Below are 17,477 nucleotides of genomic sequence, written 5' to 3'. Positions count from 1 at the left end.
TTATCCCATTATGATTAATCTAAGGAAATAAAACAGGTTGCAAATAGCTACAATTATTAAATTCGTATATTTGACCTTGAAAATTTATGGTCGTTCTTTGAGGTCGTTATAGAATAGTTATCTCTGTGATTTTGTCAATATAATTTAATGGCAAATTCGTGGCAGCAAATTAAAAACACCTTTAAAAATTAGGTTTAAAGTTATTTGAAAGAGGTGGTTCGAATCCCTCTCTTTCCACCGAGACATAAAAAACTCAGTTTGGAGCGCATAAAGGTAGAGTGTGGCAGAATCGTGGCAAAGCGATTAGACAACAGTCGGAAAACAGCGCTAACAGGGTTAAAAACAAAATAAGTTAGTTTCCCTTCCTTTCATGTGAAAAAAATGAAATTATAAAACTTATAATTGACGTCAACATTATGATTAAAATATATAAAAACACATTCCTTTTTATAAACTAAATTGGAGTTGATTTATTATCAACCCCAATATAAAAAAAACCTATTTTGCCGTTATAAAAAGTCCGAAAACTTAATAAAAATCAATATGGCAATAGGATTCGAACTTGAATTATTAATTATAAAATACTGAAAACCAATATTTTTAAAAACAAACCCTCTAAAATTCTCTAATAAAAGTTCGAAAAATCTCTCCCATGAACATATCTCAAAAGGATTCGAATTGTTCAAACAATTATTCAAAACACTCATAATCAAATATTTAATCTCAAAATCCAATTCAAATCTTCTACTAGACGGTTCAATGATAATCCTTCCAAGTTCACATAAAGACTTACTATTTTTAGTAAGTCTTTTTTGTTTTTATTCATTACTTAAAAAATCATTGATAAAGCAGACCGGATAGAGCATCCCGATTTCAATCGGGACGGTCAAAGGTTCGAATCCTTTCGCGCTCAAAAAAACCTCACAATTTTTATTGTGAGGTTTTTTGTTGTCTACAGACTTCACCTGCCAAAAATAAAATCTTCTACAGAGAAGTTATTAATACAAGATTAATGATCTTCAAAGTATTGCCCAAACCATAGATCAAAACTTTCTTTATATTGAGCCTGAGCATTTTGAATCAACACATCAGGTTCTTCAATCTGGCTTACACCGTAATCTCCTTTCATCCACCTCAAATATTCATTTAAATCCGGACTCTCTTCATAATCCTCTTCCTCTCTATAAAAATAAGCTTCATCAAAGTCTACTGAAATCTCAGTGTCAAAAGTGAGCAAATGTAAAAGCTGTATACTATTTTCAGCGACAATATGAACTCCACCTTCATCTCCAAAAACCACAACAGGCATTTTATTCAAAGGCTGATCCGTTCCATTATTCCAGATGGCATAGAATGAACCGGAACCATTAGCCTGAGCAAAAGGCAACATGCTATTCAAAAAATTTTCGTCATCACTCCAGCTTTTCAATCCGGACTTATCGTCGATTAACACACCAAAACCCTGCGAATAATTTTCAAACGAGGAAATAGTATTCTGGAAGTAAATCAGTTTTTCAAGCTCTACAGGAACTTCCCTCAAACCCAGGTTTTGTTTAAATTCTGCAATGTCTACCATGATCAATTATATATGATTAATAAAATTCATAAAATGAAAGAAGAACGGTAAATTTATTAACTATCTTTAATTTTTCGGTTATCTTTTATATTAATTTAACAACATAAACAATCCGTTTTTCTTCTAAAACACACCTTACAACTCAAGCATTTCCAATAGATTACAGTAAAAAAGCTATTGATTACATAAAATATCTTTTTCGTTATTATAAAATACTTATATTTACCACCAAGGAGTTCTTAAAACCTTCTTTATCAACCGAAACTGGTTACACTTAGCTGTGTATTAAAAGGGAATCGTGTGTAAATCACGAACTGTCGCGCAACTGTAAGTAACAAACAAAAAGTTTTTATCAATTGATATCCACTGTATATTTTTCATATGGGAAGGATGATAAAAACCGTTACAAGTCAGGAGACCTGCCTATTTCGTATTGACGATGCTTTCGCGATTTGAAGCTTACAGTCAGGTATGATACGATATGGATATAGTGTGATAAAACAGTTTATCAATCTATGTTATTTTTTTGAGATAGATATGAGTGTACATTGGGTACTTCTCATGATTCTGTGGCTCATTCGTATCCCCTTTCCGTAATTTTTCTTTCTTCATAAAGCACCGCGAAGTTTACTGAGAACTTTTTATAGGATTTAATCAATGTAAAAAGTAATGGTGTACCAAAGCAATCTTAATTATTCGTGGAGTCGTAACAGGTTTATTTTACAGACCTGTACAAGCAGATTTTCTCAAAGTTCTCACCGGCTGCAGGATAGTAAGATTTCTCAACTTATTCCCCATCTTTTCTTTTTTACTCAAAAGCTGTGTCTTTACAGATTCCTGGCTTCTTCACTGATAAACAAATTTCAACTCAACAATACATATTAAAATGATCAAAAATGAAAACTGGAAATCCCCCGGCCTAAAATTCCGGGAGGCAATGGAAAAAGAAAATCCCCTCCAGATTGTGGGAGCCATCAATGCCAATCATGCATTATTGGCACAGCAGGCAGGTTTTAATGCAATCTATCTTTCAGGAGGAGGTGTTGCTGCAGGATCTTTAGGAATTCCTGATTTAGGGATTACTACCCTGGATGATGTACTCATAGATGTTCAGCGTATTACTAATATTTGTGATTTACCTCTTTTGGTAGATATCGACACAGGATTTGGACCTTCTGCCTTTAATGTTGCCCGAACGATAAAATCATTAATCAAAGCTGGTGCAGCAGCCATTCATATTGAGGATCAGGTAGGTGCAAAACGTTGCGGACACCGCCCTGGAAAGGAAATCGTAAGCAAAGAGGAAATGGTAGACAGACTTAAAGCAGCTGCAGATGCCCGTACCGATGAAAATTTTGTGATTGGAGCCCGAACAGATGCTTTTGCAAATGAAGGACTGGAAAAAACATTAGAAAGAGCCATTGCGTATAAAGAAGCTGGTGCAGATTTCATTTTTGCCGAAGCGGTACCCGATTTAAGCTTTTATCAAAAATTTGTTGATGCTGCCGGAATCCCTGTATTGGCGAATATCACTGAGTTTGGGATGATCAAAATGTACACTGTTGAAGAACTGAAAAACGCAGGTATAGGACTTATCCTCTACCCTCTTTCTGCCTTCAGAGCAGCCAATAAAGCAGCGCAGAATGTATACCAGCATATCCGTCAGGATGGAACACAAGCTCATGTACTGGACACAATGCAGACCAGAGAAGAGCTCTACCAGAGCATCGGCTACTATGATTATGAACAAAAATTAGATAACCTTTTTAAACAAAATACTCATGTCAACGAATAGCGAACCAACATTTAAACCTAAAAAAAGTGTAGCTCTTTCCGGAGTAACAGCAGGCAATACCGCTCTCTGCAGTGTAGGAAAAAGTGGAAATGACCTTCATTATAGAGGTTATGATATTTTGGATCTTGCAGAAAGAGCACAATTTGAAGAAGTAGCCTATCTTCTGATTTATGGTCAGCTGCCAACCGAAGCTCAACTCAAAAACTATAAAGCAAAATTAAAATCACTGAGAGGACTTCCCCACTCTGTAAGAAATATCTTAAAAAGTATTCCGGCGGCAGCGCATCCCATGGACGTGATGCGTTCAATGGTTTCAGCGATTGGAAGTATTCAACCTGAAAAAGATGACCACAATGTGGCTGGAGCAAGAGATATTGCCGACAAATTACTAGCCTCATTCAGTTCAGGTCTTTTATACTGGTATCACTATACGCACAACGGCAAAGAGATCAATGTAGAGACTGATGATGATACTATTGGCGGACATTTTCTTCACCTTCTACATGGTAAAAAAGCACCAGATTCCTGGGTAAAAGCAATGGAAATATCTCTTAATCTGTATGCCGAACATGAGTTTAATGCATCTACATTCACGGCCCGTGTGATTGCCGGAACCTCATCTGACTTTTATTCTTGTATTACAGGAGCTATCGGTGCTTTGAGAGGTCCAAAACACGGAGGAGCCAATGAAGTGGCTTTCGAAATCCAAAGTCGCTACAATTCTCCTGATGAAGCAGAAGAAGATATCAGAAAACGTATTGCCAATAAGGAAGTAATTATTGGATTCGGACATCCTGTTTATACCATATCGGATCCAAGAAACGTAGTCATAAAAAAAGTAGCCAAAGAACTTTCTGAAGAAGCCGGAGACATGCTGTTGTATAATATTGCCGAAAGACTGGAAACTGTGATGTGGGAAGAAAAGAAAATGTTCCCTAATCTGGACTGGTTCTCTGCGGTATCTTATCATCTGATGGGAGTTCCCACATTGATGTTCACTCCGTTATTCGTTATCTCCAGAGTCACAGGATGGAGTGCCCACATTATCGAACAAAGACAGGATGGAAAAATTATCCGCCCAAGTGCCAATTATACAGGCCCTGAAAATAAAGACTTTGTCAACATCGAAAACAGAAAATAAAAAATCAATTCATAATTAAACTAAAAAATAAAGATGTCATCACACATTTCAAACGAAAGACCACAACCGGATCAGGTATTAACAGATATTGCAGATTATGTATTAAGCTATGAAATCAAAAACGATTTAGCCTGGAAAACAGCACACTACTGTTTATTAGACACGATCGGATGCGGATTGGAAGCACTGACTTATCCTGCATGCACCAAACTTTTAGGACCTATCGTAAAAGGTACTGTTGTTCCGAATGGAGCTAAAGTTCCTGGTACACAGTTTCAGCTGGATCCGGTACAGGCTGCTTTCAACATTGGAGCAATTATCCGATGGCTGGATTTCAATGATACCTGGTTAGCCGCTGAATGGGGACATCCTTCAGATAACCTGGGCGGAATTTTAGCAACCGCTGACTGGCTTTCAAGAACAAATATTGCAGAAGGAAAAGCTCCGCTGAAAATGAAGCAGGTTCTGGAAGCAATGATTATGGCTCACGAAATACAGGGCGTAATTGCATTAGAAAACTCATTTAACAAAGTAGGTTTAGACCATGTTTTATTGGTGAAACTAGCCTCTACAGCCGTTGTAGGAAAACTGATCGGTTTAACGCGTGATGAGCTGATCAATGCCGTTTCTCTAGCATTTGTTGATGGACAGTCTTTAAGAACATACCGTCACGCGCCTAATACAGGAAGCCGCAAATCATGGGCTGCAGGAGATGCCACTTCAAGAGCTGTACGTCTGGCATTAATTGCGCAGACAGGCGAAATGGGTTATCCATCCGTACTAACCGCAAAAACATGGGGATTCTATGATGTATCTTTCAAAGGAAATGAATTCAAATTCCAGAGAGAGTATGGTTCTTATGTTATGGAAAATGTTTTGTTTAAAATTTCTTTCCCTGCAGAATTCCACTCTCAGACAGCTGTAGAAGCCGCTATGACTTTACATCATCAGTTAAAAAAATCAGGAAAATCTGCTGAAGATATCAAGAAAATAACCATCCGTACCCACGAAGCCTGCATCCGTATCATTGATAAAAAAGGTCCTTTAAACAATCCTGCTGACCGTGATCACGCTATTCAGTACATGGTAGCTGTTCCATTGATCTTCGGAAGACTTACTGCTGCAGACTATGAAGATAATATAGCATCAGATCCAAGAATTGACATCCTTCGTGATAAAATTGAGTGTGTGGAAGACGTACAGTTCACCACAGATTATCATGATCCTGAAAAACGTTCCATTGCCAATGCTTTAACGGTAGAATTAAACAACGGAACCGTGCTGGAAGAAATCGTTGTAGAATATCCAATCGGTCACAAACGCAGAAGAGAAGAAGGAATTCCTGAACTGATCAAGAAATACAAAGTAAATCTTGCCAGAATTTTCCCGGAAAAACAACAGAGAATTGTATTAGAAAAATCGTTAGCATACGATACCCTTGTTAATCTGGATGTCAACGAGTTTGTTGATCTGCTGGTAATATAATCTAATAAGAAGTTGAGAGTGAAAAATACAAATTCACTCTCAGTTTTTCACTCTCAATCTAAAAATCATGTCACAAAAAGTAAAAATATTAATCAACGGAGATTTTATAGAAAGTAAAGCGGCACAGCATCTTCCTGTAGAAAATCCTGCTACTCAGGAAATTCTTGCAGAAGTCCCATTAACAGAATTATCTGAAATAGATCAGGCGATAGAAGCTGCTAAAGAAGCTTTCAAAACATGGAAAGAAGTAGCGACCCCGGAAAGAGCAAGATTTTTTCTGAAATACCAGCAGCTTTTAAAAGAAAATCAAAAAGAAATTGCCGAAATCCTTTCCAAAGAAAATGGAAAAACATTCCCTGATGCCATGGGAGATATATGGCGCGGCATTGAAGTGGTAGAACATGCCTGCAACATTCCGACACTCATGATGGGAGAAACGGTAGAAAATGTGGCGAGAGGTGTTGATACCTACAGCTACATCCAACCCCTTGGCGTCTGTGCAGGAATTACCCCATTCAACTTTCCCGCAATGATTCCTCTATGGATGTTCCCAATGGCCATTGCCTGCGGAAACACTTTTATTTTAAAACCTTCGGAACAAACTCCGATGACCTCTATGAAAATGGCAGAGTTATTTTTAGAAGCAGGTTTTCCTAAAGGAGTTCTGAATATTGTTCACGGATCCAAAGACCAGGTCAATCACATTCTGAATCATCCGGAAATCAAAGCCATTTCATTTGTAGGTTCAGTTCCCGTTGCAGAACATGTTTACCGCACTGGAACTGATAATCTGAAAAGAGTTCAGGCATTTGGAGGAGCAAAAAATCACATGGTAGTCATGCCGGATGCCAATAAAGAACAGGTCATCAACAATCTTGTAGGAGCTTCCTGCGGAGCGGCCGGACAACGTTGTATGGCAATCAGTGTAGCTGTTTTGGTAGGTGAAGCTCAAAATTGGGTGGATGATATCAAAAAAGCTTTAAGCACGATTAAACCTGGAGTTTGGTCTGATGATTCAGCAGCTTTTGGTCCTTTAATCAACAAGCAATCAAAAGACAAGGTTGTAAGATTGATTAAAAGTGCTTATGATCAGGGAGCTGAGGTATTGCTGGATGGCAGCAACTGTACAGTAGAAGGCTATGAAAACGGACACTTTGTGGGTGCCACCTTATTCAATAACGTATCTACGGATATGGATATTTACAAAGAAGAAATTTTCGGACCTGCTTTATTATTATTAAAGGCAGAAACACTGGATGAAGCCATTAAAATCATCAATGCAAACCCTTATGGCAACGGAACCTCCATCTTTACCAACTCAGGAGCAGCCGCCAGAAAGTTTCAACATGAAATTGAAGTGGGACAAATTGGAGTAAACCTTCCTATTCCTGTTCCATTACCGTTCTTCTCTTTTACAGGATGGAGAAAATCATTCTTTGGCGATCTGCATTCTTACGGAAAACAAGGAGTCCGTTTTTATACAGAAACCAAAACGATTACAGCCCGTTGGTTTGAGGAAGACATTCCCGCAGGCGACCTGAATATGACCATCAGTTTAAAATAAGTTGTCTATGGAATTCAACCTAAATCAAGATCAATTGGCGTTTCAGGATGCCGCAAGAAGATTCGCCGATAAAGAGCTGGCACCTTATGCTTCGGAATGGGATGCTCAGAAGATATTTCCGAGAGAAGCTATTGCCAAAGCCGGAGAACTGGGTTTTTGCGGTGTGTACACCAGCGAAAATGCCGGAGGTCTGGGATTATCGCGATTAGATGCCACCATTATATTTGAAGAACTGGCAGCAGCCTGTCCTTCTACTACCGCCTACATTACCATACACAATATGGTCTCATGGATGATTGATGAATTTGGGAATGAAGAGATCAGGAAACAACTATGTCCGGATTTGTCATCAGGCACATTATTAGGTTCTTATTGTCTTACAGAGCCGGGTTCCGGTTCAGATGCAGCAGCTTTAAAAACTACGGCAATAAAAAAAGGCAACAAATATAGTATTAACGGGACGAAAGCATTCATCTCCGGAGCAGGCGAAAGTGATATCCTTATTGTAATGGCCCGTACGGGAGATTCTGGTCCTAAAGGAATCAGTGCATTTGTAGTACCTGCCAATTCTAAAGGAATCAGTTTTGGAGAAAAAGAAAAAAAATTAGGATGGAATACCCAGCCTACACGCTTTGTTTTCTTTGATCATGTGGAAGTTGATGAGAAATATCTTTTAGGTGAATTGGGCCAAGGATTTAAAATAGCATTGAAAGGTCTGGATGGTGGCCGCATCAACATCGGAACATGTTCCGTAGGAGCAGCACAGGGAGCCATTAACCAAGCCCGAAAATATATGCATGAAAGACTTCAGTTTGGAAAATCACTGGCTCAGTTTCAATCACTGCAGTTTAAAATTGCTGATATGGCAACAGAACTGGTGGCAGCCCGTCAGATGGTTCATTTAGCTGCTTTCAAATTAGATTCCAGAGACACCAATGCTACGACTTACTGCGCCATGGCAAAACGTCTGGCAACCGATATGTGTTTTAATATCTGCAACGAAGCATTACAAATACTGGGTGGATATGGATGTACACAGGATTTTCCGGTGGAACGTCTTATGCGGGATGCCAGAGTGCATCAGGTGGTAGAAGGAACCAACGAAATTATGAAACTGGTGATTTCAAGAAAGATTTTAGAAGAAGGAGCCATGATACAAATCCGTTAATTCAAAAGATTAAAAATGAGTTTAGTACTAACAGAAATAAAAAATAAAGTCGGGATCATCACCCTGAATTCCGAAAAAACGCTCAATTCGCTTTCATTAGAAATGATTGAAGAATTGAAAGCTGTTTTGGAAAACTGGAAAACATCTGATGAAGTAGTCTGTCTCTTTATTCAGGGAGCCGGTGAAAAAGCTCTTTGTGCCGGAGGAGATGTAAGAAAACTGCACGATGCTATAATCGAACAGCAAAGTGTTGACGGAACACAAGTACCTCAGCCGTGTTTCGATTTCTTTTTCAAAGAATATCAGGTAGATTATGCTATTCATACTTATCCGAAACCCATTATTGTCTGGGGACACGGAATTGTAATGGGTGGCGGAATAGGAATTATGGTTGGAGCATCCCACCGTATTGTGACCGAAAGAAGTAAGCTGGCAATGCCTGAAATTACCATCGGTTTATATCCGGATGTTGGCGGCACATGGTTTTTAAACAAAATGCCTTCCGCTTATGGGGTTTATCTAGGATTAACAGGGGCAAGATTAGACGGAGCCGATTGCAAATTCTTAGGATTGGCAGATTATTACATCTCTTCAAATTCAAAAGAAACATTATTGAGTGCTCTTAACCAAGCTCAATGGAATGGAAATAACCATCAAACTGTTTCCTCAATTCTGGAAAACATTTCCAAAGAAACAGATACTCCCGAGTCACAGGCGCAGAGCCATCATTCATTCATCAAAAAGTTTGAAGGAATAGGTTCTTTAGAAGAGTTTAAAGAAATATTACTGCAATATCCTGATAAAGATGAATGGATCAATACAGGAATCAAAAGCTTTAAAGCAGGCTCTCCAAGCTCAGCACACATTATCTTCAGACAATTAAAAGAAGGTGAAAATTTAAGTTTGGAAGAAGTCTTTCAATCCGAGTTAAACTTATCGTGTCAATGCTGCATTCATCCTGATTTTGCAGAAGGGGTAAGAGCTTTACTGGTGGATAAAGACCTGTCTCCAAAGTGGCAGCCTGTAACATTAAATGATATAACCAAAGAATGGGTAGACAGCTATTTTACTCCGCTTTGGTCCCGTGAAGAACATCCATTAAAAAACTTAGGAAAAAAAGATTAATTATGTCAAATATAGCATTCATAGGATTAGGAAATATGGGTGGCCCCATGGCCATCAACCTTGTACAAAAAGGTCATCACGTTACCGGATTTGATCTTTCCTCATCAGCTTTGGAAATACTGGTTTCAGCAGGCGGACAGATATCTGATTCTGCTCTAGCAGCTGCGAAAGACGCGGATGTCATTATTTCCATGCTTCCGTCTGGTAAACATGTTGCCGAACTCTATTCTGAAGAATTTATCAGTCAGCTGAAACCTGATACATTGATCATCGACAGCAGTACTATTGATGCTGTGACTGCCCGTTCTGTTGCTCAATTAGCAGATTCAAAGGGATGTAAAATGATCGACGCACCCGTTTCCGGTGGTACAGCAGGAGCACAGGCAGGAACATTAACTTTCATTGTTGGCGGTAAAACCAAAGACTACGAAAAGGCAAGACCGATACTCAAATGTATGGGACAGAATATTTTCCATGCCGGGGATTCCGGAGCGGGACAGGTAGCAAAAATCTGCAATAATATGTTGCTTGCGATACATATGATCGGAACATCTGAAGCCATCAATCTAGGAGTCCGTCACGGATTAGAGCCTAAAATACTAAGTGAAATCATGCAGAAAAGTTCCGGTAGAAACTGGTCGCTGGAAGTCTATAATCCATATCCGGGAGTGATGGAAAATGCGCCTTCATCAAGAGAATACTCGGGAGGTTTTGCGGTTGATTTAATGACCAAAGACTTGGGACTGGCAGCAGAAGCAGGACTGGAAACCAGAACCTCTACCCCATTGGGAAATGCTGCTTTAAACCTTTACAGGATCTGGAGTGAAGCAGGAAATGGCACAAGCGATTTTTCAAGCATTATTCAATTCTTAAACAAACATCAGTAATCATGAATTTTGAAACACTATTATACCATCAGGAAGGATATATCGGAACCTTAACCATTAACCGCCCGCAGGCTTTAAACGCTTTGAATGAAACCGTTTTAAAGGAACTGAAATCATTTGCAGAGCAAATCCAATCCAATAAAGACATCCGTGTTTTAATCATTACCGGATCCGGAGAAAAAGCTTTTGTTGCAGGTGCCGACATCAAAGCAATGCAAGGAATGACCCCAAAGGAAGCAACCGATTTTTCTATTATGGCTCAGACTGCTTTCAACTCTATTGAAGCATTACCATTGGCCGTAATAGCAGCAGTAAATGGTTTCGCATTAGGTGGCGGTTGCGAACTGGCTTTATCGTGTGATATTATTCTGGCCAGTGAAAAAGCAAAATTCGGATTACCGGAAGTAACCCTTGGATTATTACCCTGTTTTGGAGGGACACAACGTTTACCGAGAGCTATCGGACTATACAAAGCCCGGGAAATGGTATTCTCCGGTGAATTTTATTCAGCAGAAATTTGTAAAGAATTCGGGTTTGTAAACCGTGTAATTGCCCCCGAAGAATTATTGAATGAAGCCCAGAAATTAGCATCAACAATAGCCTCAAGAGGACCTGTAGCTGTAGCAAAAGCAAAACAATCCTTGAATACGGGTGTTGAATTACATATTACAGACGGCTTACAGCAAGAGGCCGTTTTATTCGGAGAACTGTTTGATACAAAGGATCACAGTGAAGGCATAGGTGCATTTATAGAAAAAAGAAATCCGGATTTTAAAGGAGAATAACAGACAACCATGAATTTTGAAAGAGAGACATTAGTATTACCGGAAGGCGGTAAAAAGCTATTGCTGCATTCCTGCTGTGCTCCCTGCTCGGGAGAAGTAATGGAAGCGATAATTGCTTCGGGTATTGACTTTACCATTTTTTTCCATAATCCCAATATTCATCCAAAGAAAGAATATGATTTAAGGAAAGAAGAAAATATCCGTTTTGCAGAAAAGCATAATATTCCTTTTGTGGATGCTGATTATGATGTTGACGATTGGTTTGCCAGAGCAAAAGGCATGGAATGGGAGCCTGAAAGAGGAATCCGATGCACCATGTGTTTTGATATGCGTTTTGAACGAACAGCTTTATATGCTTATGAAAATGGATTCGACATTATTTCCAGTTCATTGGGAATTTCCCGATGGAAAAACATGGAACAGATTAACGATTGTGGTGTAAGGGCAGCCAGCCATTATGAAGGAATACAATACTGGACTTACAACTGGAGAAAAAAAGGAGGTTCAAAACGAATGTTGGAAATCAGTAAAGAAGAAGAGTTCTATATGCAGGAGTACTGTGGATGTGCTTATTCTTTAAGAGATACCAACAAATGGAGAGTAGAAAATGGAAGAGAGAAAATAAAATTGGGCGAAAAATATTATGGAAAAGAATGAAAACACATTACTTTGTGAACCTGAATTAAAATTAGAACAAAAATTAAGATCATTTCATCAGCATGTATACCCGATCAGTATTGGAAACAATACAGAAGAACTGAAATATTTCAGCTCATTAATTTCCACCGAAATAAAGGAGATAGAAAAAGTATCAGATATCATTAATCAGGACTGTTCAGATCATCAAAGCACATCTTTTAATCCATTACAATTCGTTGTTCACTATTTTCAAAATGGAGAAATAGATAACGCCTGCTGGTTGCTGTTTTTATACTCTTATATCGGAAAACATCCGAAGCATGAATGGAATCTGCTTAGAAATATCTATTTCAACACCGAAAGTAATGACGTATGGAACTGGGAAAATATCCATCATAATTTTGAAGCCTTTCAGGAATGGTTTTTAAAAAAAACGTCAATTATACAGGAAAAGGCAGGATTAGGAGAATATCATAAATATTCTGAATTGAATCATTCCAAAGCTATTATCATATGCCGAGATCTTCATGAATATATATTTTGGATAAAAGAGTCTGGAAACCATCATATCCTCTTCCAACAAACAGATAGTCTTCCTTCTGATAAATTTCAGAAACTGTATCAGTCTATGGATGCTAAAACCAGTTTCAACAAACTTATTAAGTTCAGGTACTTAAGTCTGCTTGGTATTCTTAATATATTTCCTATTCAGCCGGATCGCCCCTATCTGAATGATTTTATTTTGTCCAGAAGAGGAGCCCAGCATCTTTTTGAAAGCAAAAACCGTAAAAAAATTTCCGTTGAAAAACTGAATGCGCTTCTCTTTTTATTAAATAATTATCTGGAGCTCAAACATGGCTTGGAAATATTACAAACAGCTCTTTCAAAATGGGGAAAAGAAAGATTTAAAGTCGAAAGACAAAATTTTAAAAGATATATTTGATTTGTAGGAGGCTGGTCTATTCTTATTGCCGGCCTCCTTTTTTACTTCCATAAAATCCTTGTCATCCAATCAAATTGTCATAATTTTGTTCTTCCTATTCAAATTCTATGAAAAATTTTAATCTCATTATCGCCAGCTGCTTCTTTGTCTCGGTTATATCGTGTACAACAACGGCACCAGTTTCAAAGACTTCTACAGACAACACACCTTATCAAAACCTTGGGCGTGACGGAAAGATATACGCCGCTTTTTATCAGCAAAGAGCAGCAGAATATGAAGCATTGTGTCTTCAGGCATACAATATTGCCACGCTTCGTCTGGATGAAGCTTTATCGCAGAAACCCGACAAACCTTTAGCCATTGTTTCTGATATTGATGAGACCTTTCTAGATAATTCTTATTACGCTGTTGAGCGCTCAAAAGTGGGAAAGAATTATGATCAGAAAACATGGGAAGAATGGACCGCGAAAGGCATTGCCACTCCGCTTACAGGTTCTCAGAAATTCTATCAGTATGCTGCCAGCAAAGGAATTCAGGTATTTTATGTAACCAACCGTGTGGAGCAAGAGCGCGAAGGAACTTTAAAGAATTTAAAAAAATACAATTTCCCGATTCAAAGCGATGCCAACCTTATTCTGAGATCCAAAGAAAGCAGTAAGGAAACCCGAAGAAAAGATATTGCTAAAAATTATAATATTGTGTTGCTGCTAGGTGATAATCTTGCTGATTTTTCAGATATATTTGATAAAAAATCGGAAACAGAGCGTTCTTCAGCAGTGAAAAACTCTGCTAATGATTTTGGTAAAAAATTCATAATCATTCCCAACGTGGGTTATGGAGACTGGGAATCTTCTTTTTATCAATACAAATATGATTACACGGATCAGCAGAAAAACTCAATGATGTATGATGCTGTAAAATCTAATCCTTAAATAAAATCTAAACTGTAGATACAAGCTCAAAAAACCTCACAATATTGTTGTGAGGTTTTTTATATGTTTTCATAAAGTAGAATGACAAGAAATGATGAAAGTTGTTAGGAGACTAATCAATTGACTGCTTTCTCCAAACTTCCGTCAAAATATTTATGCGACTCCTTTTATTTTTGTTCCGTTCTTAGCTGCTTCGATTTTCTTATTATTTCTAAGCTCGCGTTTCATTTTGCGGTAGTCCCAGGGAGCGAGAGCGTTAATATCCTGCCAAAGTCCCACTTTTTTAAGCTTTGCAGTTTCCTGAATTTTGCCCAGAGAAGCATCTTTTGAGTAGGAAAAATACCACCATCCCAATCCTGCTTTGATAAGCTCTTTAGAAAGGTATTTTCCATCGTCATAATACACTTTCGCAATGGATCTTCCATAACGGTCCGTAGTCGTTTCAACAAAGCTCACCGTTTTCCCAAAAATCTGAGCAGAAGTAAACTGTTTTGCATTTTTACCGAACGCCTGTCCACTTTCCGGACAATCGACTTCGGCTAATCTGATCTTTTTTTGTTGATTGCCTTTTAACAGTAAAGTAATGGTATCTCCGTCTGAAATTTTGATCACTTTTCCGGTAGTCTGTGAGAATAGGAATACAGGGAAAAGTACATACAGCAGCATTAATCGTTTCATGGGGCAAATATAGGAATTAGTGGGGCTTGTTTAATGAAAAAACCTCGCATTTTGCTAGGTTTTTTTTAATATTAAATTGAGTTAATTGATTTTTTTCACCTCAAAGTCGGGAGACTTTGCGGAACGGATGTTTTATTATTTACTAGTGTTCTATTTTAAATGTTTAGTGACCTCATTAGCTTTAACTCTTGCTTCTTTTTCCTTTAATGTTAGCTGTAAATGGCTATTTCAGATCACTGCATCGAACTTTCTAATACAAATTAAAAGCAATATCAAAAATACCGTCATCAACAGAATTGCAGTTTTACCAATTAAATGGCATCGCCACATAGGTATTTTCAAAAATAGGTAAGGGCAAAGTTTCTGTTGTTTTTAAGCAAGTTTTGCCACTCTTCATAATGCAGACTTTAAGGAATTCTCCACGATGATGGTAACCATTTAAGATGAGCGCCTGAATACCATCAGTATCTAAAATCCTGATTAACGCCGGAAATTTATCTGCTGTATCTGTTAATTCCAGGAAACTTAAATCAATATCAGTAAAAGAAATATTTTCATCGCCTACGATCTGAACAAAACGTTGTCCGGCATCATATGCAGTCAGATCTTTAAATTTTTCATCTGCAGTTATGAAACTGGTTTCCAAGCAATCCAGATATACTTTCCGTTCTCCTGACAAGTAGTTTTGGGTATGCAGCTTAGCTTCTTGTACAATCTCAATATTATTTCTTCTGAAAGCTCTTTTCCATTCATCAATTTTTATTAAAATATCCGGATCTGAATACTCCCACAAAAAAGAATAAACCTGTTGATCAGGAAAAAAATCTTCCATTTGAATTCCGTCTTCATGGTTATAAAACAACCAGAAGCTATCATAGCTCAATTCACTGTGTTTAAAAAAATTTGAAAGGTAATAATGATGGATATCTCTATATTTCTTCATAAAACATTCATGCTTTTTTGGAAGGTATTTCATTTTTCGCAGGAGTAATTATAGCTCCCAACAACCAATATTAACAGGTAGTGATGAATAATTTTCAACAAAAGTATCATAATCAAAACGATAAAAATAAAAGTCTTCCATATTAATCTCAATTTCCTGGATCGTAATCTCCAGGTGTAAAAAAAATGCAACAAATTCTTTCACAAAATCATTGATATTGATTATTACACCCTCATCAGCATACAATCCTCCATTGATCTGATTATCAGAACAGCCACCTCCCCAATACACTGAACGATCTTCAATAAAAGCAATGAAACAATCTACCAGCTTCTCCGGCATATCTTCATGAATTACAATTTTAAACTCAAATATATCTTTCACTAATTCTTATTTTAGTCAGCAACTGTCTGCTTTTTACAAATCTTTATCCTGACAAGTATATAGCGTTGAAATATCAACAGGAAACCTAATAGCTCTGATATCCGATTTTTTTACTTTGCTAAGAGTAATATCCAAACCCACGGATAATGATGCTGTTCTCAATAAAAACACATTATCACTTTTGTTATTCTCTTCAAAAATACGATTTATGGTACTCCAATCCCTTTTAGTAAAAGTCTTCTTCTCTATAATATTCTGAATCTGTTCAGATGATTTTTCATCTGTTTTTACACCATAATATATTTTCTCTCCATTTGTAAAATCCTTCTGAACACAAGTAAAAATATAAGAATCATTTTCTAATGAAATCCATGATGTTATAATATCATCATACCAGTCAAGTATATGTAATTGAATAATGGTCACTTTTATTTTATTTATTTTTTATCAACATTAATGGTGAAATGGGCTGATCAACTTCATAATTTTATCATATCCAACCTTCATGTAATATCTCTCGTGGATAGTATAATTGATTAAAACATTCATCACAATAAAGACTAAACTTTGCATATTGGATATTTACGGATTGAATTTAATAGTTTTAAAAACTTTTAAAAATAACTCTTTATTCTCTTCATTCAAATCATTGATAATAATGGCCATTTTATTTTGATGAATATCTACACTGTCAAAATGAATTCCAATAAATCCTTTATTCATTTTTTTCGGCATCATAATCTTAGCTCTGTGTTTATTGATTGTATCGTAGTAATAATAATTAACATTATAAATTCCGTTTCTGTAATCTCTATCAGAATTATCAGAAAAATAAGCTCTCAATTCTCTGTTATTCTTAAACTTCTCAAAAATCTCAGGCTCTACCGTAACCATATAATTATCTTCCACGAAAGGTTTATAATCACCATAATAAATATAACCAATATGCTTATTTCCAGCATTAATGCTATATACCTGGGAATCTTCAGTCCGTTCTTTTTTAACGACCATTGATTTGGGTAAACTCAGTGATGTATTTGCAATAGTGTGATTAACAAATTCCTGATCCTTACAGCAAGAGTACATCATCATCAAAAAACACAAGAACAGAAGAAAACGAGCTTCTGTTTTCAAGGCTATTTTTTTATATTTTGGGATAAGAATGTTTATTGTGAACAAAAAAAAAGAAAATTCTTTCATCATTTTTAAGCGGGCTAAATCAATGGTTATTAACAGGGTAAAGTTAATAAAAAAGGATGCATAAAAAATTAATTAAAAATTATACCTCATTTTCTTTTTTTATTCCAAAAAGAATTGCAACTTTGCAACCCTAAAAACGATGTAAAATTCGTTATTGATGACACCTTCGGGGCGTAGCGTAGTCCGGTCATCGCGCCTGGTTTGGGACCAGGAGGTCGCAGGTTCGAATCCT

General features: G+C 37.2%; 17 protein-coding genes and 1 riboswitch. Of the genes, 11 read left to right on the top strand and 6 right to left on the bottom strand.

Features of this window, described 5'->3' with window-relative positions; translation table 11 throughout:
* Positions 1-1,009: 1,009 nt before the first annotated feature.
* Positions 1,010-1,576: a hypothetical protein gene (locus ACMA47_RS23620; RefSeq protein WP_413931763.1), complete on the bottom strand. Its 567-nt coding sequence runs from the start codon at positions 1,574-1,576 to the stop codon at positions 1,010-1,012.
* A gap of 248 nt (positions 1,577-1,824) precedes the next feature.
* Positions 1,825-2,018, top strand: a riboswitch (cobalamin riboswitch).
* A 444-nt stretch (positions 2,019-2,462) separates the two neighbouring features.
* On the opposite strand from ACMA47_RS23620, the gene prpB reads away from it, so the two are divergent.
* From prpB to ACMA47_RS23565, 11 genes are all read left to right on the top strand, one after another.
* A complete protein-coding gene (gene prpB / locus ACMA47_RS23615) occupies positions 2,463-3,371 on the top strand; it encodes a methylisocitrate lyase (protein WP_413931762.1) in 909 nt (302 codons plus the stop codon).
* A complete protein-coding gene (gene prpC / locus ACMA47_RS23610; protein ID WP_034700194.1) occupies positions 3,358-4,512 on the top strand; it encodes a 2-methylcitrate synthase in 1,155 nt (384 codons plus the stop codon). Before prpB ends, prpC begins: the two co-directional genes overlap by 14 nt.
* A 33-nt stretch (positions 4,513-4,545) precedes the next feature.
* Positions 4,546-5,997 carry a bifunctional 2-methylcitrate dehydratase/aconitate hydratase gene (locus ACMA47_RS23605; protein WP_413931761.1) on the top strand — a complete coding sequence of 484 codons (1,452 nt, stop codon included), beginning with the start codon at positions 4,546-4,548 and terminating at the stop codon, positions 5,995-5,997.
* A 67-nt stretch (positions 5,998-6,064) separates the two neighbouring features.
* Complete coding sequence (locus tag ACMA47_RS23600) at positions 6,065-7,561, top strand: CoA-acylating methylmalonate-semialdehyde dehydrogenase (protein ID WP_413931760.1); 1,497 nt, start codon at positions 6,065-6,067, stop codon at positions 7,559-7,561.
* A gap of 7 nt (positions 7,562-7,568) precedes the next feature.
* Positions 7,569-8,729: an acyl-CoA dehydrogenase family protein gene (locus ACMA47_RS23595; RefSeq protein ID WP_413931759.1), complete on the top strand. Its 1,161-nt coding sequence runs from the start codon at positions 7,569-7,571 to the stop codon at positions 8,727-8,729.
* A gap of 15 nt (positions 8,730-8,744) precedes the next feature.
* Positions 8,745-9,854 (top strand): enoyl-CoA hydratase/isomerase family protein, encoded by a 1,110-nt coding sequence (locus ACMA47_RS23590; protein WP_413931758.1) that lies wholly within the window; start codon positions 8,745-8,747, stop codon positions 9,852-9,854.
* 2 nt (positions 9,855-9,856) lie between these two features.
* The gene (mmsB, locus tag ACMA47_RS23585; RefSeq protein WP_413931757.1) at positions 9,857-10,741 is read left to right on the top strand and encodes a 3-hydroxyisobutyrate dehydrogenase; all 885 of its coding nucleotides are present in this window, start codon (positions 9,857-9,859) and stop codon (positions 10,739-10,741) included.
* 2 nt (positions 10,742-10,743) lie between these two features.
* Positions 10,744-11,526, top strand: a complete 783-nt coding sequence (locus ACMA47_RS23580) for an enoyl-CoA hydratase/isomerase family protein (RefSeq protein ID WP_413931756.1) — start codon at positions 10,744-10,746, stop codon at positions 11,524-11,526.
* Between the two features lie 9 nt (positions 11,527-11,535).
* The gene (locus tag ACMA47_RS23575; protein WP_413931755.1) at positions 11,536-12,183 is read left to right on the top strand and encodes an epoxyqueuosine reductase QueH; all 648 of its coding nucleotides are present in this window, start codon (positions 11,536-11,538) and stop codon (positions 12,181-12,183) included.
* On the top strand, positions 12,170-13,108 hold the full coding sequence (locus ACMA47_RS23570; RefSeq protein ID WP_413931754.1) for a hypothetical protein: 939 nt from the start codon (positions 12,170-12,172) through the stop codon (positions 13,106-13,108). Before ACMA47_RS23575 ends, ACMA47_RS23570 begins: the two co-directional genes overlap by 14 nt.
* Positions 13,109-13,215: 107 nt before the next feature.
* Positions 13,216-14,040 carry a 5'-nucleotidase, lipoprotein e(P4) family gene (locus ACMA47_RS23565; protein ID WP_413931753.1) on the top strand — a complete coding sequence of 275 codons (825 nt, stop codon included), beginning with the start codon at positions 13,216-13,218 and terminating at the stop codon, positions 14,038-14,040.
* 153 nt (positions 14,041-14,193) lie between these two features.
* Here the strand turns inward: ACMA47_RS23565 and ACMA47_RS23560 are convergent, their stop codons facing one another.
* The 5 genes from ACMA47_RS23560 to ACMA47_RS23540 form a co-directional block, all read right to left on the bottom strand.
* Positions 14,194-14,718: a thermonuclease family protein gene (locus ACMA47_RS23560; RefSeq protein ID WP_413931752.1), complete on the bottom strand. Its 525-nt coding sequence runs from the start codon at positions 14,716-14,718 to the stop codon at positions 14,194-14,196.
* A gap of 304 nt (positions 14,719-15,022) precedes the next feature.
* Complete coding sequence (locus ACMA47_RS23555; RefSeq protein ID WP_413931751.1) at positions 15,023-15,661, bottom strand: hypothetical protein; 639 nt, start codon at positions 15,659-15,661, stop codon at positions 15,023-15,025.
* A gap of 48 nt (positions 15,662-15,709) precedes the next feature.
* Complete coding sequence (locus ACMA47_RS23550) at positions 15,710-16,045, bottom strand: hypothetical protein (RefSeq protein WP_413931750.1); 336 nt, start codon at positions 16,043-16,045, stop codon at positions 15,710-15,712.
* Positions 16,046-16,078: 33 nt separating this feature from the next.
* Complete coding sequence (locus tag ACMA47_RS23545; RefSeq protein WP_413931749.1) at positions 16,079-16,471, bottom strand: hypothetical protein; 393 nt, start codon at positions 16,469-16,471, stop codon at positions 16,079-16,081.
* Between the two features lie 156 nt (positions 16,472-16,627).
* Positions 16,628-17,179, bottom strand: a complete 552-nt coding sequence (locus tag ACMA47_RS23540) for a hypothetical protein (RefSeq protein WP_413931748.1) — start codon at positions 17,177-17,179, stop codon at positions 16,628-16,630.
* Positions 17,180-17,477 lie beyond the last annotated feature (298 nt).

The sequence above is a fragment of the Chryseobacterium sp. T20 genome, from assembly GCF_047345655.1.
Classification (GTDB): Bacteria; Bacteroidota; Bacteroidia; order Flavobacteriales; family Weeksellaceae; genus Chryseobacterium.
This window is presented reverse-complemented; position numbering and strand designations above follow the sequence as displayed.